The following is a 19,655-nucleotide window of genomic DNA, read 5'->3' as shown; positions in this document are numbered from 1 at the left end:
CCGCCTCGTTGTCGCCCCCGTACGCCTGGAAGGAAGATATGAGCAGGGTTTTCACGCAGGACAGCTCACCAACCAGGAGTGCGGGGTAAGAGGTCGATGCACATCGTCATCATGGGCTGCGGCCGGGTGGGTGCCGCGCTCGCCCAGACCCTGGAACGGCAGGGTCACACCATCGCCGTCGTGGATCAGGACCCGACGGCCTTTCGGCGGCTCGGCGCGGGCTTTCGCGGGCGGCGGGTGACCGGCGTCGGCTTCGACCAGGACACGCTGCGCGAGGCAGGCATCGAGGAGGCCGGGGCGTTTGCCGCGGTCAGCAGCGGCGACAACTCCAACATCATCGCCGCCCGGGCAGCGCGCGAGATGTTCAGCGTGGAGAACGTGGCCGCCCGGATCTACGACCCGCGCCGCGCCGAGGTCTACCAGCGGCTCGGCATCCCCACCGTGGCCACCGTGCGGTGGACGGCCGACCAGATGCTGCGCAGGCTGTTGCCATCGGGCGCGGAGCCACTGTGGCGCGATCCAAGCGGCGGCGTACAGCTCGCCGAGGTGCACACCTCCCCCGCGTGGGTGGGTCACAAGGTGAGCCGCCTCCAGGAGGAGACCGGGGTCCGGGTGGCCTTCCTCACCCGGTTGGGCGAGGCGACCTTGCCGACCTCGCAGACGGTGCTGCAAGAGGGCGACCTCGTCCACGTGATGATGCACACCAACGAGGTGGAGGCCGTCGAGGCAGCGTTCGCCAAGGGCCCGGAGGACGGCCCGTGAGCCGCACCGGCACCCAGCCCGCAAGCGACCGCGCCCGCAGCGGCGTAGCCGCTGGCGACACGAGCAGCCGCTGCCGCTGGCACAGCGACGTGAACGAGTCGCACGAGGCGAGTGCGTCACACGGAGGGCACGAGGAGCACGAGGAACACGAGGGGCATCAAGGGCTTAAGGGGCACGAAGCGCACAGGTCATACACAGCGCACGTAGCAAACAGAGAGGCGGCGGCATGAGGGTCGCTATCGCCGGAGCGGGAGCGGTCGGCCGCTCCATCGCGGGCGAACTGCTGGAGAACGGGCACGAGGTGCTGCTGATCGACAAGGCACCCACCGCCATCTCGGTGGAGCGGGTGCCGCAGGCCGAGTGGCTGCTCGCTGACGCCTGTGAGATCACCTCGCTGGACGAGGCCGCGCTCCAGCGCTGCAATGTGGTCATCGCCGCCACCGGTGACGACAAGGTCAACCTGGTGGTGTCGCTGCTTGCCAAGACGGAGTACGGGGTGCCCCGGGTGGTGGCCCGGGTGAACAACCCGAAGAACGAGTGGCTGTTCAACGAGTCGTGGGGCGTCGATGTCGCCGTGTCCACACCACGCCTGATGTCGGCGCTGGTCGAGGAGGCGGTGAGCGTCGGCGATCTCGTACGGCTGCTGCGCTTCAGCCACGGCGACGCGAACCTCGTCGAGCTGACGCTGCCCCCCGAGGCGGCGCTCGCGGGCACGCGGGTCGGCGATGTGGAGTGGCCCGAGGACACGTCCCTGGTCACCATCATCCGCGGCACCCGGGTCCTGACGCCCAGCGGGGACGACTTCCTTGAGGCGGGCGACGAGTTGTTGTTCGTCGCGGCCCAGGCCCGTGAAGAGCAGCTTGAGGACCTGTTGTCGCTGCGCCGCGAGGACGCGGCGGGCTAGCCAGCCGGGCAGCAGCCACGGGGCCCGCCCCGCTGCGGGCCCCGCACCCAGGCCCCGCAGCAGCCGTAGGTTCCATAGCGCTCCGTATCGGCCGCCGTGAATCGACAAAGCCGGTTGGGCTGGAGATTCTCCAGCCCAACCGGCGCTTTCCGGTACGACACGGGCGGCTTACGCGCATCCACGCTCCGCGGATGCCCTCCGATACGGGATGCCTCCCGGTACGAGGGCCGCCTCCCGCTACGAGGGGCGCCTCCCGCTACTACGGCACGTCTCCCCGGCCCAAGCCAGCCCGCTAGCGCGCGTGGCCGCCCGAGCGTGGGGTGCGGTCCGGGTCCGCTGCGAGCTGTCCCAGCACCGCGTCGGTGGCCTGCCGCGACCCGCTCTCCGCGACGGCATCGGTCACGGCACGCTCCGCCACCCGCTCCTGCTCCACGCGCTCGCGCTCCGCCTCCTCGGCCTCCATTTCCGCGATCACATCGATCGGCGGCGGCGCCTTGGCCAGGAAGATCCAAGTCAGGTAGACACACAGCAGGAATGGCGGGATGCCGAGCGCAACCTTGACCCAGCCGAGCTGCGTCGCGTCCCCCCACCAGTACAGCGGGAAGAGGATCGCCGACTTGGCCAGCAAGATCAGGCCCCAGGCCCAGGTGGCCTTGGTGTACGCGCGAAACCGGCCGGGATTACGCGTACGCCAGGACAGGTTCTCCTTCAGGATCGGCCCGAGCAGCACACCGATCAGCGGGAACCTGAAGACCGCCGAGAGCACGTACGCGACCGCGAGCCCCAGCGTGTACAGCATGCCCGGCAGATAGAAGTTCTTCGCGTCGCCCGACATCATCGCGAAGACGGCACCGAAGGCCACGCCGAAGACGCCGCTGAAGGCGTGCTTGAGGGTCTCCTTGCGAGCCAGCCGGACCACCGCGAGCAACACCGTCAGTGCAAGCGCCGCTATGGCCGCGACGTGGATATCGCGCTTGATCGTGTAGATGAGGACGAAGACCAGACCGGGCACGGTGGTGTCCACCATGCCGCGCACCCCGCCGAACGCCTCAAGGATCGCGGTGTCGGCCGCTGTCTTGCTGCGTGCGTCGGCCGCTGCCGTGCTAGGCCCATCGGCAGCGCCTACTGGGGCGCCCTGGTCATCCGCCCCAGGTGGGGCGCCATCGGCCCCCCGCAGTGCCTCGCCGTGAGGCCCGGCCCCATCGAAGGCCCACTTGTCGTCAGACGTCACCCGCTACTCCTGTCCCAGCGGTCGGAGTTCGTACTTGGGGTTGAACAGCACGCGGCGGCCGTGGCTCATCGATATCCGGCCAGAGGCGATCAGCCTGCGGCCCGGTTCGATGCCGACGATGGAGCGCCTACCGAGCCAGACCACGTCCAGCGCGGCCGACCCGTCGAACAGCTCCGCCTCAAGCGCAGGCACGCCCGCCCGGGGCCGCAGCGTGACGGTGCGCAGCGTACCGGTGACCTTCACGATCTGCCGGTCGCCGCATTCACCGATCTTCACGCAACCGGCGTTCTCCGCGTCCTGTCGCAGCTCCGCGGAGTGCAGGTCGTCCTGCGACGTGGACAGCCGGTCGAGCATCCGGCGAAAGCGTCCTGCCGGCTTCTCGGAACGGGATGGGGCACTCATACGGCCCAGGGTACCCGGGGCCCCGGCAAGGATTCACTGCTCGAAGCGGTATCCCATCCCCGGCTCGGTGACGAAGTGCCGCGGGTGCGAAGGGTCCCGCTCCAGCTTGCGGCGCAGTTGCGCCATATAGACCCGCAGATAGTTCGTCTCGGTGCCGTAGGAGGGGCCCCACACCTCCTGGAGCAACTGCTTTTGGCTGACCAGCCGGCCCGCGTTGCGCACGAGGACCTCAAGCAGATGCCACTCGGTGGGGGTCAGGCGCACATCCACGTCATCCCTGTGGGCCTTCTTCGCCGCCAGGTCCACGGTGAAACTGTCGGTCTCGACGACCACCGCGTCCTCGGTCTGCCCGGTGGGCTCGGCGCGCCGCACGGCGGCCCGCAGCCGGGCCAGCAGCTCGTCCATGCCGAACGGCTTGGTGACGTAGTCGTCGGCCCCCGCGTCCAGCGCCTCCACCTTCTCGTCGGAGGTCTGGCGCGCGGACAGCACCAGGATCGGTACCCGGGTCCAACCGCGCAGCCCCTTGATGACCTCGACGCCGTCCATGTCGGGCAGCCCGAGGTCCAGCACGATGACGTCAGGGTGCCGGGCGGCGGCGAGCCGGAGGGCCGTCGCGCCGTCGGCGGCAGCATCGACCTCGTACTTGCGCGCCTTGAGGTTGATGACCAGGGCCCGCACGATCTGCGGCTCGTCATCGACCACCAGCACCCGCCCGGGGGCCTGCGGGTGACTCCCGGCTGAGCTCAGCATGGTGCCTGCCTTTCCTGCCGAGTACGTACGCGCGTACGTACTCGCGTCCGTACGGTGCGGGGTGATCATGAGGTGACGTGGGCCGGGAGGTCGGGCGCGGCCAGCGGCCGGCCCGCCACGGCCCGCAGGGTGAGGACCATCGTCATGCCGCCGCCGGGGGTGTCCTCGGCGGTCAACGTGCCGCCCATCGCCTCGGCGAAGCCCCGGGCGACGGCGAGGCCCAGGCCCACACCGGCGCCGCGCGGGGCGTCGCCGTACCGCTGGAACGGCTCGAAGATCCGGTCCTTGGCGCTGTCCGGAACGCCAGGGCCCCGGTCGGCGACCCGCACCTCCACGCGGGCGCCGAGCGCGCTCGCGGCGACCAGCACGGGCCGGCCCTGCGGGCTGTACTTCACCGCGTTTTCGACGATGTTGGCGACGCTGCGCTCCAGCAGCCCCGGGTCCACCGCGACCATCGGCAGTTCCTCGGGGATGTCCAGGGTGACGCTGGCCTCGGGGACGCCACCGAGCGCCATCGGGACCACCTCATCGAGATCGATTTCGCGAATCAGCGGGGTGACGGTGCCGGTCTGTAGGCGGGACATGTCGAGGAGGTTGCCGACCAGGTGGTCGAGCCGGTCGGCGCCGTCCTCGATGCCGGCGAGGAGCTCCGCCTCGTCCTCGTCGGACCAGGCGACGTCATCGGAGCGCAGCGAGGTCACCGCGGCCTTGATGCCGGCGAGCGGGGTACGCAGATCGTGGCTGACGGCGGCGAGCAGCGCGGTACGGATGCGGTTGCCCTCGGCCAGCTCGCGAGCCTGCTCGGCCTGGCCAACCAGCCGCTGCCGGTCGAGTACGACGACGGCTTGGGCGGCGAAAGCGGCCAGCACCCGGCGGTCCTCGGCCGGCAGCACCCGGCCGTTGAGGGCGAGCGCCATATGGTCCCCCACGGGCATGTCCACGTCGGCGTCCTCGGGCCTGACCGGCATCCCAGAGCGCGGCGCGGCGGCCTGCGCCCCCGTGGGCTGCGCCCGGCCGCACTCGGCGCCACGGTCTTGGGCCGGCGGCGCCAGCTCGCCGTTCGGGCCCTGCCCGGCTCCGGCGGGCGTGGCGGTGGCGCTGCCCGCGCAGGTCCAGGGGGACGTATCGCTCTCCCGCTCCAGCAGGGCCACCGACTCCATCCCGAAGGTCTCCCTGACCCGCTCCAGGAGGGCTTCAAGGCTGGTCTCCCCGCGCAGCACGCTGCCCGCCAAAAAGGACAGGATCTCGGACTCGGCCCGTAGCCTGGCGGCCTGATGGGTGCGGCGCGCGGCCACATCCACCACGGAGGCCACCGCCACGGCCACCGCGAAGAAGATCACTATGGCCACGATGTTCGTCGGGTCCTGCACGGTCAGGGTGTGTGTGGGCGGCGTGAAGTAGTAGTTGAGCAGCATCGACCCGACGGCCGCCGAGGCGAGCGCCGGCAGCAGCCCGCCCAACAGCGCGGCGATCACCGTCATAAACAGGAACAACAGCACATCGTTGGCAAGCCCCGGCCCGTTCTCCAGACCGGTGAGCAGCACGGTGAGCAGCAGCGGGCCGCCGACCCCGGCCAGCCAGCCCGCCACGATCCGCGACCGCCCAAGCCTGGCCCCCCTGGCGACTGGCAGGCCACGGCCCTTGGCCACCTCCTCATGGGTGACGATGTGCACGTCCAGGTCGGGCCCGGACTCTCTGGCCACGGTCGCGCCGACGCCGGGGCCGAACACGTACTGCCAGGTCTTGCGGCGGCTGGAGCCCAGCACGATTTGGGTGGCGTTGACGCCGCGCGCGAACTCCAGGAGGGCGCCGGGAATGTCCTCACCGATGACGTGGTGGAAGCTGCCGCCGAGGTCTTCGACCAAAGTCCGCTGGACGGCCAGTTCCTTGGGCGACGCGGAGGTCAGCCCGTCGCTGCGGGCGATGTAGACGGCGAGCACCTCGCTGCCCGAGCCCTTGGCGGCCATCCGGGACGCCCGGCGGATCAGGGTGCGGCCTTCGGGGCCGCCGGTCAGGCCCACCACGATGCGCTCCCTGGCCTGCCAGGTGGAGCGGATGCTGTGCTCGGAGCGGTACTGCTGGAGGTACTCGTCCACCCGGTCCGCGGTCCACAGCAGCGCCAGCTCGCGCAGCGCGGTCAGGTTTCCCGGGCGAAAGTAGTTGGACAGAGCCGCGTTGACCTTGTCGGAGGCGTAGATGTTGCCGTGCGCCATGCGGCGGCGCAGCGCCTGGGGCGACATATCGACCAGCTCGATTTGGTCGGCGCGGCGCACGACCTCATCGGGCACGGTCTCGCGCTGCCGCACGCCTGTTATCGACTCCACCACGTCACCCAGCGATTCCAGGTGTTGGATGTTGACGGCCGATATGACATCGATGCCGGCCTGGAGCAGTTCCTCGACGTCCTGCCAGCGCTTGGGGTTGCGAGAGCCTGGCACATTGGTGTGTGCCAGCTCGTCCACGAGCGCGACGGCGGGTCGTCTGGCGAGCACGGCATCGACGTCCATCTCGGTGAAGGTGGCGTCCCGGTAACTGATCTCACGACGTGGTACCGCCTCCAAGCCGTGCAGCATCACCTCGGTACGCGGCCGGGCGTGGTGCTCGACGAAGCCCACCACAAGATCAGTGCCGCGCTCGGCTCGCCGATGGCCCTCGGAGAGCATCGCGTACGTCTTGCCGACGCCCGGTGCCGCACCGAGGTATATCCGAAGCTTGCCGCGTGCCATGTCCTCATCGTCTTTCGTGTCCCGCGCATTTCGTACGCTCGACCGAACTCTACGACCATGGAATCGGACAAACGAGGCGAGTCGTGATGCTGCGACCTGTCTTGATACGGCTCTGACGCCGTACTCGGCCGCATCGCCACCGCACGGGGTGAGCGGGCGCTATCGGCCTCGGGCCCGTAATTGACGCGACCGAGGCGGGGTCGTTCTGCGAGCATCACCCGTATGGCCGGTGTACTCGGCGCACACGCCTACTGGCTCGACGCCGCCGCGCTGGTCCACATGGTCGGCGGCATGCAGGCGCCGCGCACCGGCTGTGTCGAGGGGGGCGTGGTACGCGCTGACCGGCGCTGGCTCGGCGAGGGCGCCGCCGTGCTGACGGCCCTGGCCTTGGGGCTACGCGGCGGCCACGCGGCGGCCACGAGGAGGGCGCTGTCGGCAGCCGACGACGTCGGTGCGCTCAGGTTCCTCCAGGTTCCTCGCCGGCAGCCGTGGCGGGCCCGCGTACGGGGGTCGCGGGCCCGCCCGGTTCGGCTACTTGTGCTGCGGCTACTTGTGCTGCGGCTGCTTGGGGGCGCTGCGGCCGGCTGGGCCGCGGCTGGCTCGGGCCGCTGCGGCCGGCTTACGCTGAGGCCGGGTTGGGCGCTGAAGCCGGGCTTGCCAGGTCAGGCGGCCTGGCTGCGGTCTTCGGTGATGTGGCCGTCGCTCAGCTCAAGGACCCGGTCCGCAAGGCCGAGCAGGTTGGCGTCGTGGGTGGCCACCAGGGCGGTGACGCCCTCGCTCCGTACGACCGCGCGCAGCAGTTCCATCACCGCGAGCCCGGTCTCCGCGTCCAGTTGCCCGGTCGGCTCGTCCGCGATCAGCAACGCGGGCCGGTTGGCCAGCGCGCGGGCGATGGCCACCCGCTGCTGCTGCCCTCCGGAGAGCTCGCCTGGCCGCTGCTCCGCGTGGTCGGCGAGGCCCACCAGGCCGAGCAGCAGCGCAACGCGCTCGTCCCGCTCAGCCGCCGCAACCTTGCGCAACCGCATCGGCACGCCCACGTTCTCGGCGGCGCTGAGGATCGGAATCAGGCCGAAGGACTGGAACACAAAGCCGATGCGGTCCCGGCGCAGTCGCAGCAGCCCGCTCTCGCCGAGCCCGACGACCTCGGTGTCGTCCACGGAAATCTCGCCCTCGTCGGGGGTGTCGAGCCCGCCGATGAGGTTGAGCAAGGTGGTCTTCCCGGAACCGGAGCGGCCCTTGAGCGCGACCAGTTCACCGCGCGGCACGTCGAAGGAGACTCCGCGCAGGGCGTGCACGGCGGCCGGACCACTGCCGTAGGTGCGGCGCAGGTCCCTGACCCGCACCATGTCCACCCGCTGTAGCGTCTGTTCGCTCATCGCCTGCCGCTCCCCTCCCGGCCATCGGCCGGCCCCTAACCGATCACGCCGACGCTACGGTACGCGCCTGACGGCGTGAGTTCAGGGTCTACGCGCCCCCCAACGCTCCAAAGCGCCTGATCCGGGGGCGCCTCGAACGCTCCGGGGGCGCCCCGTAATCGAGCCGCCATCGCCCGGATATGCAGGCGCCCCCGTACCGCGCCGCCTTTGCCCGTTCCCTCCCAGGTCAGCCCCTTCCCTGCTGCGTGGCGAGGTCACGTACGGCCACGTTCAGCGCCAGGACGTTGAGGTGCGGCTCGCCCAGGAACCCGAACTGACGGCCGTCCGTGTGCTCGTCCACCAGCTTCTGCACGGCCTGCCGGGACAGCCCGTGCTGCTTCGCTACTCGGCTGACCTGAATGTCCGCGTAGTCGGGCGAGATATGAGGATCGAGGCCGGAGCCGGAGGCGGTGAGGGCATCGACCGGGACGTCGCGCTGCGGCACCCCGTTGAAGGTGGCAACGGCCGCGCGGCGGGCGATGACCGAGTCCTTGAGGATCTTGCTGTCCGAGGCGAGGTTGGACGCACCCGACACCACGATCGAGTATCGGGTGTTGAAGACGTTCTCGCCCGCGGCCGATGGCCGCGGCTGGAACCACTTCGGGTCCGGCAACGGGTTGCCGTCCTTGTCCTTCGCGTCGAGGGTGAAGCTTTGGCCGATCAGCTTCGAGCCAACGACCTTGCCGTTCTCCTTGATCTCGGAGCCGTTGGCCTTGTCGTGGAAGACGGCCTGTGCGACGCCGGTGACCACCAGCGGATAGATCACCCCACACACCAAGGTCAGCACCAGCAGGGCCCGAAGCCCCGCCGTGAGCAACCGGGCAGTGCTGCGTACGGATTGGTTCATGAAAGTCACCCGATGCCAGGGATGAGGGAGATGAGCAGGTCAATGAGTTTGATGCCGATGAACGGGGCGATGAGGCCGCCGAGACCGTAAATCGCGAGGTTGCGGCGGAGCATCTTGTCGGCGCTCATCGGCCGGTAGCGCACGCCCTTCAGCGACAGCGGCACCAGCGCGATGATGATCAGCGCGTTGAAGATGACCGCGGACAAGATCGCGGACTGCGACGACGCGAGGTGCATGACGTTGAGCGTGTCCAGGCCCTCGTAGCCCGCGACCCCCGCGAACATCGCCGGGATGATCGCGAAATACTTGGCGACGTCGTTGGCGATGGAGAAGGTGGTCAGCGCACCGCGGGTGATCAGCAACTGCTTGCCGATCTCCACGATCTCGATCAGCTTGGTGGGGTTGGAGTCCAGGTCCACCATGTTCCCGGCCTCCTTGGCGGCCGAGGTGCCGGTGTTCATGGCCACGCCCACGTCCGCCTGGGCCAGCGCGGGCGCGTCGTTGGTGCCGTCGCCGGTCATCGCGACCAGCTTGCCGCCGGCCTGCTCCCGCTTGATCAGCGCCATCTTGTCCTCGGGCGTGGCCTCCGCGAGGAAGTCGTCCACGCCCGCCTCGTCCGCGATGGCCTTGGCGGTCAGCGGGTTGTCGCCGGTGATCATCACGGTCTTGATGCCCATGCGGCGCAGTTCGTCGAACCGTTCCCGCATGCCCTCCTTGACGACGTCCTTGAGGTAGATGACACCGAGTACCCGTGGCCCATCCAGGTCATCGACCGCCACGAGCAGCGGGGTACCGCCCGCGGCCGAAATGCCGTCCACCTTCTCCCGAGCATCGGGCGACACGGTGCCGCCGCGCTCGGTGACCCAGCCGGTGACGGCCGCGGCGGCGCCCTTACGCACCCGGCGAACCGCGCCGTCGTCGTCGGGGAGGTCCACTCCCGACATGCGGGTCTGCGCGGTGAAGGGCACGAACTCGGCCTGGCCGAGCTCCCCTTCGTGGCGCGCCCGCAGCCCGTACCGCTCCTTGGCCAGGACGACGATGGAGCGCCCTTCCGGCGTCTCGTCGGCCAGCGAGGAGAGTTGGGCGGCATCGGCCAACTCCGCCTCACGTACGCCATCCACCACTACGAACTCCGCGGCCTGCCGGTCGCCCAAGGTGATGGTGCCGGTCTTGTCGAGCAGCAGCGTGGAAACATCACCGGCGGCCTCGACCGCGCGCCCCGACATGGCGAGCACATTGCGCTGCACCAGCCGGTCCATGCCCGCGATACCGATGGCGGACAGCAGCGCCCCGATGGTGGTCGGAATCAGACAGACCAACAACGCGGCCAGCACGATCATGTCCTGCTTGGCACCCGCGTACGCCGCGAACGGTTGCAAGGTGACCACGGCGAGCAGAAAGACGATGGTGAGCGAGGCCAGCAGGATGTTCAGCGCGATCTCGTTCGGCGTCTTCTGCCGGGCGGCGCCCTCCACCAGCCGAATCATCCGGTCGATGAAGGTCTCACCGGGCTTGGTGGTGATCTTGATGACGATGCGGTCGGACAACACCTTCGTGCCGCCGGTGACGGCCGACCTGTCACCGCCTGACTCGCGGATGACCGGGGCCGACTCGCCGGTGATGGCCGACTCGTCAACGGACGCGACGCCATCGACCACATCGCCGTCGCCGGGGATGATGTCGCCCGCCTCGCAGACCACCAGATCCCCGATGCGCAGCTCGGTGCCGGGCACCTGCTCCTCGGCGGCGCCGGCGGTGCTCGTCCCGCGCGGCGCACTGCTCGTCCCGCGCGGCGCGCTGGCGAGGGCGCTACCGCCACCGCTCGTCAGCCGGCGGGCGACCGTGTCGGTCTTGGCCTTGCGCAGGGTGTCGGCCTGCGCCTTGCCGCGGCCCTCGGCGACCGCCTCGGCCAGGTTGGCGAACAGGACGGTCAGCCACAGCCAGCCGGCGATGGCCCAGCCGAACCAGTCCCCTGGATCGGTGACCGCCAATGCGGTGGTGAGCACCGAGCCGATTTCGACCACGAACATGACGGGCGCCTTGACCATCATCCGCGGGTCGAGCTTACGGAAGGCGTCGGGCAGCGACCGCAGCAGTTGACCGGGGTCAAAGAGCCCGCTGGTAACGCGTCCGGGCTGCGCTGCCTGCCCGGGCGGCCCCGCGAGGCCGCCCCGTGGAGTGCGGGTGGCGGTGGCAGTGGGCATGGGGTCCTCGGGGAGGTCTGTGGTGGTTTCTACGTGGTTCATGCCAGGCCCTCCGCCATCGGTCCCAGGGCGAGCGCCGGGAAGTAGGTAAGCCCGGTGATGATCAGGATCGCGCCGACCAGGAGCCCGGCGAACAGGGGCTTTTCGGTGCGCAACGTGCCTGCCGTCTTGGGTACGCCCTGCTGTTCGGCCAGCGAGCCCGCCAGGGCCAGCACGAACACCATCGGCAGGAAGCGGCCGAGCAGCATGGCCAGACCGATCGTGGTGTTGTACCACTGCGTGTTGGCGTTCAGCCCGCCAAAGGCCGAGCCGTTGTTGTTGGCGCCGGAGGTGAAGGCGTACAAGACCTCGGAGAAGCCGTGTGCGCCGCTGCCGTGCACCGAGTTCTCCGCGACGTTGAGCATGGAGTCCGGCGGCGTGGAAAGCCCCATGGACAAGGCGGTGAAGCCCAGTACGAGGGCGGGGGTGATCAGGATGTAGCAGGCGGCGAGCTTGATCTCGCGGGTGCCGATCTTCTTGCCGAGGTACTCGGGCGTACGGCCGACCATCAAACCCGCGATGAACACCGCGATGACGGCCATGATCAGCATGCCGTACAGGCCGGAGCCAACGCCGCCTGGCGCGATCTCGCCCAGCATCATGCCGAGCAGGTCAAGGCCGCCGCCGAAGCCGGTGTTCGATGAGTGGAAGGAGTTCACGGCGCCGGTGGAGGTCAGGGTCGTACTCACGGAGAAGAGCGCGGACGCCCCGATGCCAAACCGGGTTTCCTTGCCCTCCATGGCGCCGCCCGCCTCCTGGAGGGCCGCGCCGCCGTGATGGAACTCCGTCCACATCATCAGCGAGACAAAGCCGATCCAGATCAGCCCCATCGTGCCCAAGATCGCGTAACCCTGCCGCGCGTTGCCGACCATCGTGCCGAAGGTGCGGGTCAGCGAGAACGGGATGACCAGGATGAGGAAGATCTCGAAGAGGTTGGAGAGGCCATTGGGGTTTTCAAAGGGGTGCGCGGAGTTGGCGTTGAAGTAGCCACCGCCGTTGGTGCCGAGCTCCTTGATGACCTCCTGCGAGGCGACCGCACCGCCGTTGATGTGCTGGGAGCCGCCGTTGAACTGGCCCAGCTCGTGGATGCCAGAGAAGTTTTGGATGGCCCCACAGGCGACCAGCACGATCGCGCCGATGATCGCCATGGGGATCAGCACCCGGATCAGGCCGCGCACCAGGTCGGCCCAGAAGTTGCCCAGGTCACCGGTGCGCGTCCGGGCGAAGCCCCGTACCAGCGCGATGGCCACCGCCATGCCCACGGCGGCGGAGACGAAGTTCTGCACCGCCAGGCCGCCGGTCTGCACGAGGTGGCCCATCGACTGTTCGCCCGAGTAGGACTGCCAGTTGGTGTTGGCCACGAAGGAGGCGGCGGTGTTGAACGACTGGTGCGGCGATATGGAGGTGAAGCCGAGGGAGAGCGGCAGCACATCCTGGATGCGCTGCAACAGGTAGAGGAACAGCACTCCGGCCATCGAGAAGGCGAGGACGGAGCGCAGATAGGCCGGCCAGCGCATTTCCGCGGACGGGTTGGCCCCGATGCTGCGGTAAATCCACTTCTCCACGCGTAGATGTCTGGTGGAGCTGTAGACGGCGGCCAGGTAGTCGCCGAGTGGTCGGTACACCAGGGCCAGCGCTGCGACGAGCGCGAGGACCTGAAGCACTCCCGCGAGGACAGGACTCATGTCGAGTTCAGAACCTCTCCGGGAAGACAAGGGCGAGGATCAGGTAGCCAAGGAGGGCGACGGCCACGACAAGGCCGATGAGGTTTTCGGCGGTCACAGCTTCGTCACCCCCTTGGCAACGAGTGCCACCAGCGCGAAAACCGCGATCGTGGTGACGACGAAGGCCAGGTCGGCCATCGTGAGCTCCTAGAGGTTCGGAACTGAACGGACCTCTTGAGCAAACCCCCTGGGCAGGGCATTAAGCCGCCCGTTGACGGGTCCTATACGGACATGTACTCCGCATTGATGGGTTCCATACGGACCCGGCCAGGACCTGCGGAAAAGCGGTAGGCCCCACTCCGTAGAACGGAGTGGGGCCTACCGCTAAGGTCGCTTTCCAGCCAGCTCAGGACCCGGCAAGGGACCTTCGCGGGGCGTTTATGGCGCCGCGCCTAGGGGCGTCAGCGGATCTCGGTGATCTCGGGGCCGCGCTGGAGGCGGTCAACGCCACCCGCGAACCGCGAGCCTTCCACCTCATCTTGCTGCACGCCGCCCTCGGCGACCATCTGGGCGTCCTCGGGCAGCTTGAGGACGATCGGGTCCCGCGGGGCCATCGGCGAGTCACCGCGTACGACCACGGTGTCCTGGAAGATCTGCTCAAGGAGCCCGGCCGCCTCCGGCTGGACCGCGCCCTGGCCCGAGATCACGCCGCGCAGGAACCAGCGAGGCCCATCCACGCCGATGAACCGAACGAGCTGCACTCCATTGGTGCCATCGGGCAGTTGTACGGGGACCTGGGCGCGCAACTCCCAGCCGAGCGGGCCCTCGATCTCGTCCACGACACCGCCCTGCTGGGTGATGCCGCCCGCGATCTCCTCGCGCACCTCGCGCCAAATGCCCTCGTTCTTGGGGGCGGCGAACCCCTGGAGCTGCACCGCGCTGTCCCGCAGCACCACGGTCGCGGCGACGATCGACTCCCCGGCGACCTCGACCCGCAGCTCCATGCCCTCGACTCCGGGCACGAACAGGCCACCGAGATCCACTCGGCCCTCACCGGGGTTGCCGACCTCGGTGGAGTCCCACGGCCCGTCGGGACGCGGCGCGGGCGGCAGGTTCACCTGGTCCGCTGCGTCGGCCGCGTCCTCGGCCTCGGCCAACTCCTCGGCGGCCACGCCCTCGTCGATCTGATCGACGGCGTCCTCACTGCGCTTGCGACGACGTCCGAACACGTCACTGTCCTTCCCGGTCGGCACCGACCGAAGCGTATCCATTCCCACCCGATTGGCCGCCCACCGCGGCATGGCCTCCCGTGGACCCGAAGCCCCCATCGGCACGCACCGAACCGGGAAGCTGCGTCACCTCGTGGAAGCGCACCTTCTCGACCTGTTGGACGATGAGCTGGGCGACCCGGTCGAACCGTTCGAACCGCACACTCTCGCGCGGGTCCAGATTGACCACGATCACCTTGATCTCCCCACGGTACCCGGCATCAACCGTCCCTGGGGCATTCACCAAAGCGACACCACAGCGGGCGGCGAGGCCCGAGCGAGGGTGCACGAAGGCCGCGTACCCGTCCGGCAGGGCGATGGACACCCCGGTGGGCAGCACCGCCCGTTCGCCGGGGGCGAGTTCGGCCGCCTCGGTGGTGACCAGGTCCGCACCGGCGTCACCGGGATGCCCATAAGCGGGAAGCGGAACCGACGGGTCCACCCGCCGGATCAGTACATCAACGGGCTCACGGCTCACGGATTCACCTCAAAGGCACGAGCGACCTTGACCTGGTCCGGGTCGGAGAGGGCCGCATTGATCTCTTCCGGCCGGCCGTTCGCGATGAAGTGGTCCACCTTCACCTCGATGAAAAGTGCGTCCGCACGAACGGCGACCGGCCCATCGGGCCCGCCGATCCGACCGGTCGCCGTGGAATAGATTTTGCGACCGCGCACCGCCACCACATGGGCATCCAAGTACAGATCGGTATCGACCGGCACCGGGCGTACGAAGTCCGTCTCCAGCCGCCCGGTCACCGCGATCACCCGCAGCAGCCAGCCGAGCGCGCCCATCGTCTCGTCCAGGGCCGCGGCCAACACTCCGCCATGCGCAAGCCCCGGGGCTCCCTGGTGAGCCGCCTTGACGGTGAACCGTGCGGTGACGCTGACGCCCTCGCCCGCCCGCGTCGCCAGGTGCAGGCCGTGCGGCTGGGCCTCGCCGCAGCCGAAGCACTGGTCGTAGTGCGCTCCGAGCAACTCTCCGGGCGCGGGCGCGTCGGGATGCCGTACCGGCGCTATGGCACCGGCCGGAGGCGTCAGCGATGTCGTTCGTACATTCACGGGTGCAGACCTTACCCGCGCCGGTGGGCGGCGGACTCCCCCGTGCCAAGCTGGAAACCATGCAGCCCTACGAAGAACGCCTGACCGCGCCCCGTTTCTGGTGGTTCACGGCCGCCCTGACCGGTGTCGCCGGGGCGTTGATCCTGCTGCCGTTCGGCCCGCTGGCCATGCTCGGCGGGTTGCTCGGCTTCTCAGCGCTGGCCAGCGTCGCGATCAGCTCGTACGGCTCGGTACGCATTCGCGTGGTGGCGGGTTCGCTGGTCGCTGGGGACGCGAAGATCCCGGTGGAGGCGCTGGGCGAGGCGCACGTCCTGGACGCCGTCGAGGCCGCCGCCTGGCGCGGCCCCAAGGCGGACCCCCGGGCGTTCATGCTGCTTCGCAGCTACATCCCCACGGCGCTGCGGATCGAGGTCATCGACCCCGCCGATCCGACGCCGTATGTCTACCTCTCCACACGGCGCCCGGAGAAGCTGGCCGCAGCCATCACGGCGGTACGCGCCAGCTGAGCTGCCCAGCGGCGGTACGCGCCCAAGCGAGGACTTCTTCTCGCGCCCTCTCGCGCGGGCGCGAGAGGGCGCGCCTAGGCGGCGCGAGCCCGGCGTACGGGAAGTTAGCGCCGGCGGCGCAATCGGCGACGTCGGGAGCGTGGCGGCACGTCGTGGGACACGCCGGGTAGGTCGTGCGGCCCGTCGTGTAGGTCGTCGGGTACGTCGTCCAGTGTGTCGTCAGGTACGTCCGTGAGCCGTCCGGTGGCCGGCGGGAGCTCTCCCGCGGGGCCGGTGGCCTCGGTGGCGGGCGGCAGCTCGCCTACGACCGGCTCCGGGGCGGGGAGCTGGTCCCAGGGGACCTGGCGCGCCCGGAGGTCCTTGCGGATCTTGTCCGCGAGCTTTTTCGTATCCCGCCGGTTCATCATCGCCCCGACCACGGCGCCGATCATGAACGGCGCCAGGTTGGGCAGGTTGCGGAAGGTCCGCTTCACGATGCGCTGGCGTAGCTCGCGCTTGACGGGCCCGCTCAGGGCTGCGTTCAAGCTGGCGGGCTTGACGACATCGATGCCCCGTTCCTGGGTCCAGGCGGTCAGATAGGCCGTGGTGCGCTGGCGCAGGGTGCCGGGCGCACGCAGGCCGTAGACCTCGTGCAGCTCGGCGATGAGCTTGAACTCTATGGAGGCGACGCCGACGATCTCGGCGGCGAGCTCCGCCGGCATGGCGGGCGGAACAGGCAGCATCGCGGCGGCGCCCACGCCCGCGCCCACGGTCGATGTGCCGCCGGCGGCTCCGGCGACAAGCTTGTCCGCGATCTCCTCGGGGCCATGTCCCGGGAACTGGGCCCGCAGCGTCGCGAGGTCCCGGATTGGGATGCGGGGCGCGCCCGCGATGATCCGGTCGGCGACGGCGGTCAGGCCCGCACGTACGCCCCGACCGGTCCACTGGACCCCGGTGCCCGCGGTCTTTGCTCCGCGGCTGACGACGGCCGCGAGCGAGGCCATCCGGCCCCGCTCGACGTTCGCGTCATCCCGCTGGGAAACGTTCCGCACGGTGAGGGAACCGTCCTCAAGCCGCGCAGTCGCGGCAGACCGGCTGGCCGTTCTTCTCGGCGGCCAGCTGGCTCCTGTGGTGCACGAGGAAGCAGTTCATGCAGGTGAACTCATCTGCTTGCCGGGGCAGCACGCGCACCGACAATTCCTCGTTCGAAAGATCGGCGCCGGGCAGTTCAAGGCCCTCCGCCTGCTCGAACTCGTCCACATCGACCGTGGACGCTGACTTGTCGTTTCGGCGAGCCTTCAGCTCTTCGATGCTGTCCTCGTTGACGTCATCGTCGGTCTTACGTGGGGTGTCGTAGTCCGTTGCCATGTCGCTCTCCCCCTCTGGGTCTCTGCGGTGTCTCCAGCGCACGTAACGCGTGAGAGGCCGGACTTGTGCCCGACCTGAGGCGGAGATTTTGCCTCACATCAAGGTCTGTTACTCAATCGACACCCAACCGGCCCCCTGAAGAGGTGATCAGGTTGGATGGCGGTGGGACGGTACACGATGCACGAGGGGTGGTTCACACGCACCCTCATCGGTACTTCCCGTGATCGGGACCCCCGGAAACCCGGATTTTCCCGGCTTTCTACCGGTCTTGGCGACCACGGAGAGTAGGTGACTAAAAATTCGCCTATGTGATCGAAAACACATGGTGAAGGATCTCCATGAGTCAGGATAATTCCACTAAAAGCGAACATAAAGTCGGGGCTGGTTCAGGAGTGGTGCGGGAGTGATTGGAGGGTGCGACGGTGCGCGATCACTCGCTACCGCAGCAGCGCCGATCACACCGGGAACGAGACCTGTATCACCATGCCACCGCCCTCACGGGGCCTGGCCGCGATCCGTCCGCCGTGCGCGCGCACCACCGAGCGCACGATCGACAAGCCAAGACCAACGCCCTTGTCGCTGCCGGTGCGCTCGGTCCTGAGCCTGCGGAACGGCTCGAAGATGTTGTCCACCTCGTACGCGGGAATCACCGGGCCCGTGTTCGACACCACAAGCACCGCCTCGCCGCGCTGCAACTCGGTACTGACCTCCACCCAGCCGTCGGGGGTGTTGTAGCGCACGGCGTTCTGCGCGAGGTTCAGCGCGACCCGCTCCAAGAGCACCCCGTTGCCCTGGACGACGGCGGGCTCCCTGGCGCCTCGCAGCTCCACGCCCTTGGCCTGCGCCTCGGTGCGTACCTGATCGACCGCCTGGCCGGCCACCTCGGCCAGGTCCACCGGCTTGCGGTCCACGATCTCGTTGTCGCTGCGGGCGAGCAGCAACAACCCCTCCACCAGTTGCTCACTGCGCTCGTTGGTGGCGAGCAGCGTCTTTCCGAGCTGGGTGAGGTCGGGTGAGGCGTCCGGGTCCGAGAGCTGCACCTCAAGGAGAGTGCGGTTGATCGCCAGCGGTGTGCGCAGCTCGTGCGAGGCGTTGGCGACGAACCGTTGCTGAGCGGTGAAGGCCCGATCCAGCCGCTCCAGCATCTCGTCAAAGGTGTCTGAGAGCTCCTTGAGCTCATCGTCGGGGCCGCCCAACTCAATGCGCCGGGACAGATCAGAACCGGCCACCTGTCGGGCCGTACGGGTGATCCGACCCAGCGGCGACAGGACCCGCCCCGCCATCGCGTATCCAAAGGCGAAGGCGACGACGGTCAGGCCCAGCAGGGTGAGCAGGGATCGACGCAGCAGGCCGTCAAGCGCCATTTCTCGCTGCCGCTGCATGCAGTCCGCCATGGCCTGGTTGAACTCCGCGCTGCTGCCGCGCGGGGGCAGCTGGCAGAGGTCGCTGGTGGCGCGGTAGTCGGCCTTGATGATCTGGACCGGTAGTTCATTGCCCTTGTGCAGGGCGTCGGCCGCCAGGAGGTAGATGATCGACAGCAGCAAGATTCCGGCCATCAGGAACATCCCGCCGTACAGCAGGGTGAGCCGTATCCGAATGGTCGGGCGCAGCCAGGGAAGCGGACGTCCCAGTTCCGATGGGGCCCAGTGCGGCTTGGGTGGCGCGGCGGGGCGCGGCGGGGTGGAGGGGGGAGTCGAGGCCATGCCCGGTCAGATCCGGTATCCGGAGCCGGGTACGGTCACGATCACGGCAGGTTCACCCAGTTTGCGACGCAATGTCATGACCGTCACCCGGACGACGTTGGTGAAGGGATCGGTGTTCTCGTCCCACGCCTTCTCCAACAGTTGCTCCGCCGAAACTACGGCGCCCTCGCTGCGCAGCAGCACCTCCAACACGGCGAACTCCTTCGGCGCGAGCTGGATCTCCTGGCCGTCGCGGAAGACCTCGCGGCGGTTGGGGTCGAGCTTGATCCCGGCGCGTTCCAAAACCGGCGGCAGGGCCACCGTCGTACGCCGGCCCAGCGCCCGCACCCGGGCGATGAGCTCGCTGAAGGCAAACGGCTTGGGGAGGTAGTCGTCGGCCCCGATCTCCAGGCCCGCCACTCGATCGCTGACATCACCGGAGGCGGTGAGCATCAACACCCGGGTGGGCAGTCCGAGATCAACGAGCTTGCGGCACACCTCGTCGCCGTGCACCAGCGGCAGGTCGCGGTCGAGTACCACTACGTCGTAGTCGTTGACCGCGATCCGCTCCAATGCGGCGGCACCGTCGTAGACGACATCGACGGCCATGGCCTCTCGACGCAGCCCGGTGGCCACCGCGTCTGCAAGAAGCTGCTCGTCCTCGACGACGAGTACACGCACGGTGCTGTCCTTTCCCTACGCCCTCATGGGCGGCAGGCCCTCACGGGCTCAACTGTGGTTCGCTCAGCGCTTGATCGGCATTCGCTCGGCGCTCGCTCGGTGTTCATCCGATGCTTGCCCAGCGCTCGCTCCGCGGTCGCCTGCTGGAGGCGGCGCGCAGCACACCTG

General features: G+C 69.0%; 19 protein-coding genes. 3 read left to right on the top strand and 16 right to left on the bottom strand.

Annotation, left to right across the window (positions count from 1 at the left end; translation table 11 throughout):
* Positions 1 to 96 precede the first annotated feature (96 nt).
* Together FHS42_RS22505 and FHS42_RS22500 are read left to right on the top strand one after the other, a co-directional pair.
* Positions 97 to 762, top strand: a complete 666-nt coding sequence (locus tag FHS42_RS22505; RefSeq protein WP_184574884.1) for a potassium channel family protein — start codon at positions 97 to 99, stop codon at positions 760 to 762.
* A 226-nt stretch (positions 763 to 988) separates the two neighbouring features.
* Positions 989 to 1,666: a potassium channel family protein gene (locus tag FHS42_RS22500; RefSeq protein ID WP_184574714.1), complete on the top strand. Its 678-nt coding sequence runs from the start codon at positions 989 to 991 to the stop codon at positions 1,664 to 1,666.
* Between the two features lie 292 nt (positions 1,667 to 1,958).
* Here FHS42_RS22500 and FHS42_RS22495 read toward each other — a convergent pair whose 3' ends face one another.
* From FHS42_RS22495 to FHS42_RS22440, 12 genes are all read right to left on the bottom strand, one after another.
* Positions 1,959 to 2,897 (bottom strand): DUF3159 domain-containing protein, encoded by a 939-nt coding sequence (locus FHS42_RS22495; protein ID WP_376772670.1) that lies wholly within the window; start codon positions 2,895 to 2,897, stop codon positions 1,959 to 1,961.
* Positions 2,898 to 2,900: 3 nt separating this feature from the next.
* The gene (locus FHS42_RS22490; protein WP_184574712.1) at positions 2,901 to 3,299 is read right to left on the bottom strand and encodes an OB-fold nucleic acid binding domain-containing protein; all 399 of its coding nucleotides are present in this window, start codon (positions 3,297 to 3,299) and stop codon (positions 2,901 to 2,903) included.
* 33 nt (positions 3,300 to 3,332) lie between these two features.
* Complete coding sequence (locus FHS42_RS22485; RefSeq protein WP_184574880.1) at positions 3,333 to 4,049, bottom strand: response regulator; 717 nt, start codon at positions 4,047 to 4,049, stop codon at positions 3,333 to 3,335.
* Positions 4,050 to 4,114: 65 nt separating this feature from the next.
* Entirely contained in the window at positions 4,115 to 6,775 is a 2,661-nt protein-coding gene (locus FHS42_RS22480; RefSeq protein WP_184574710.1) for a DUF4118 domain-containing protein, read from the bottom strand.
* Between the two features lie 662 nt (positions 6,776 to 7,437).
* Positions 7,438 to 8,151: an ABC transporter ATP-binding protein gene (locus tag FHS42_RS22475; RefSeq protein ID WP_184574708.1), complete on the bottom strand. Its 714-nt coding sequence runs from the start codon at positions 8,149 to 8,151 to the stop codon at positions 7,438 to 7,440.
* A gap of 226 nt (positions 8,152 to 8,377) precedes the next feature.
* Positions 8,378 to 9,037, bottom strand: coding sequence for a potassium-transporting ATPase subunit KdpC (gene kdpC / locus FHS42_RS22470; RefSeq protein ID WP_184574706.1), 660 nt, complete (start codon positions 9,035 to 9,037; stop codon positions 8,378 to 8,380).
* 5 nt (positions 9,038 to 9,042) lie between these two features.
* Positions 9,043 to 11,241 carry a potassium-transporting ATPase subunit KdpB gene (kdpB, locus tag FHS42_RS22465; RefSeq protein WP_184574878.1) on the bottom strand — a complete coding sequence of 733 codons (2,199 nt, stop codon included), beginning with the start codon at positions 11,239 to 11,241 and terminating at the stop codon, positions 9,043 to 9,045.
* Positions 11,242 to 11,279: 38 nt separating this feature from the next.
* Positions 11,280 to 12,965 carry a potassium-transporting ATPase subunit KdpA gene (gene kdpA / locus FHS42_RS22460; RefSeq protein ID WP_184574704.1) on the bottom strand — a complete coding sequence of 562 codons (1,686 nt, stop codon included), beginning with the start codon at positions 12,963 to 12,965 and terminating at the stop codon, positions 11,280 to 11,282.
* Positions 12,966 to 12,972: 7 nt separating this feature from the next.
* On the bottom strand, positions 12,973 to 13,062 hold the full coding sequence (gene kdpF, locus FHS42_RS22455; protein WP_184574702.1) for a K(+)-transporting ATPase subunit F: 90 nt from the start codon (positions 13,060 to 13,062) through the stop codon (positions 12,973 to 12,975).
* Between the two features lie 343 nt (positions 13,063 to 13,405).
* Complete coding sequence (locus FHS42_RS22450; RefSeq protein ID WP_184574700.1) at positions 13,406 to 14,173, bottom strand: DUF3710 domain-containing protein; 768 nt, start codon at positions 14,171 to 14,173, stop codon at positions 13,406 to 13,408.
* Between the two features lies 1 nt (position 14,174).
* Entirely contained in the window at positions 14,175 to 14,690 is a 516-nt protein-coding gene (gene dut / locus FHS42_RS22445) for a dUTP diphosphatase (RefSeq protein WP_184574698.1), read from the bottom strand.
* Positions 14,687 to 15,271, bottom strand: coding sequence for a PaaI family thioesterase (locus tag FHS42_RS22440; protein ID WP_184574696.1), 585 nt, complete (start codon positions 15,269 to 15,271; stop codon positions 14,687 to 14,689). Before FHS42_RS22440 ends, dut begins: the two co-directional genes overlap by 4 nt.
* Before the next feature lie 59 nt (positions 15,272 to 15,330).
* On the opposite strand from FHS42_RS22440, the gene FHS42_RS22435 reads away from it, so the two are divergent.
* A complete protein-coding gene (locus tag FHS42_RS22435; protein ID WP_184574694.1) occupies positions 15,331 to 15,777 on the top strand; it encodes a DUF3093 domain-containing protein in 447 nt (148 codons plus the stop codon).
* A gap of 104 nt (positions 15,778 to 15,881) precedes the next feature.
* Here the strand turns inward: FHS42_RS22435 and FHS42_RS22430 are convergent, their stop codons facing one another.
* The 4 genes from FHS42_RS22430 to FHS42_RS22415 all read right to left on the bottom strand — a co-directional run bounded on the left by FHS42_RS22430 (position 15,882) and on the right by FHS42_RS22415 (position 19,487).
* On the bottom strand, positions 15,882 to 16,760 hold the full coding sequence (locus tag FHS42_RS22430; RefSeq protein WP_246495240.1) for an EcsC family protein: 879 nt from the start codon (positions 16,758 to 16,760) through the stop codon (positions 15,882 to 15,884).
* A gap of 64 nt (positions 16,761 to 16,824) precedes the next feature.
* On the bottom strand, positions 16,825 to 17,124 hold the full coding sequence (locus tag FHS42_RS22425) for a DUF4193 domain-containing protein (protein ID WP_184574692.1): 300 nt from the start codon (positions 17,122 to 17,124) through the stop codon (positions 16,825 to 16,827).
* A 455-nt stretch (positions 17,125 to 17,579) separates the two neighbouring features.
* Positions 17,580 to 18,827 carry a sensor histidine kinase gene (locus FHS42_RS22420; RefSeq protein WP_184574690.1) on the bottom strand — a complete coding sequence of 416 codons (1,248 nt, stop codon included), beginning with the start codon at positions 18,825 to 18,827 and terminating at the stop codon, positions 17,580 to 17,582.
* Between the two features lie 6 nt (positions 18,828 to 18,833).
* Positions 18,834 to 19,487 (bottom strand): response regulator transcription factor, encoded by a 654-nt coding sequence (locus tag FHS42_RS22415; RefSeq protein WP_184574688.1) that lies wholly within the window; start codon positions 19,485 to 19,487, stop codon positions 18,834 to 18,836.
* Positions 19,488 to 19,655: the final 168 nt, after the last annotated feature.

It is taken from the genome of Streptomyces zagrosensis (genome assembly GCF_014203645.1).
Taxonomy (GTDB): domain Bacteria; phylum Actinomycetota; class Actinomycetes; order Streptomycetales; family Streptomycetaceae; genus Streptomyces; species Streptomyces zagrosensis.
Note: the sequence above shows the minus strand (reverse complement) of the source record. Positions and strands in the feature narration are given on the sequence as shown.

Bases quoted from the DNA above. Each gene is read 5' to 3' on its own strand.
- FHS42_RS22505 (WP_184574884.1), top strand. From the start codon at position 97: ATGCACATCGTCATCATGGGCTGCGGCCGGGTGGGTGCCGCGCTCGCC.
- FHS42_RS22500 (WP_184574714.1), top strand. From the start codon at position 989: ATGAGGGTCGCTATCGCCGGAGCGGGAGCGGTCGGCCGCTCCATCGCG.
- FHS42_RS22490 (WP_184574712.1), bottom strand. From the start codon at position 3,299: ATGAGTGCCCCATCCCGTTCCGAGAAGCCGGCAGGACGCTTTCGCCGG.
- FHS42_RS22485 (WP_184574880.1), bottom strand. From the start codon at position 4,049: ATGCTGAGCTCAGCCGGGAGTCACCCGCAGGCCCCCGGGCGGGTGCTG.
- FHS42_RS22480 (WP_184574710.1), bottom strand. From the start codon at position 6,775: ATGGCACGCGGCAAGCTTCGGATATACCTCGGTGCGGCACCGGGCGTC.
- FHS42_RS22475 (WP_184574708.1), bottom strand. From the start codon at position 8,151: ATGAGCGAACAGACGCTACAGCGGGTGGACATGGTGCGGGTCAGGGAC.
- kdpC (WP_184574706.1), bottom strand. From the start codon at position 9,037: ATGAACCAATCCGTACGCAGCACTGCCCGGTTGCTCACGGCGGGGCTT.
- kdpB (WP_184574878.1), bottom strand. From the start codon at position 11,241: ATGCCCACTGCCACCGCCACCCGCACTCCACGGGGCGGCCTCGCGGGG.
- kdpA (WP_184574704.1), bottom strand. From the start codon at position 12,965: ATGAGTCCTGTCCTCGCGGGAGTGCTTCAGGTCCTCGCGCTCGTCGCA.
- FHS42_RS22435 (WP_184574694.1), top strand. From the start codon at position 15,331: ATGCAGCCCTACGAAGAACGCCTGACCGCGCCCCGTTTCTGGTGGTTC.
- FHS42_RS22430 (WP_246495240.1), bottom strand. From the start codon at position 16,760: ATGGCCTCGCTCGCGGCCGTCGTCAGCCGCGGAGCAAAGACCGCGGGC.
- FHS42_RS22425 (WP_184574692.1), bottom strand. From the start codon at position 17,124: ATGGCAACGGACTACGACACCCCACGTAAGACCGACGATGACGTCAAC.
- FHS42_RS22420 (WP_184574690.1), bottom strand. From the start codon at position 18,827: ATGGCCTCGACTCCCCCCTCCACCCCGCCGCGCCCCGCCGCGCCACCC.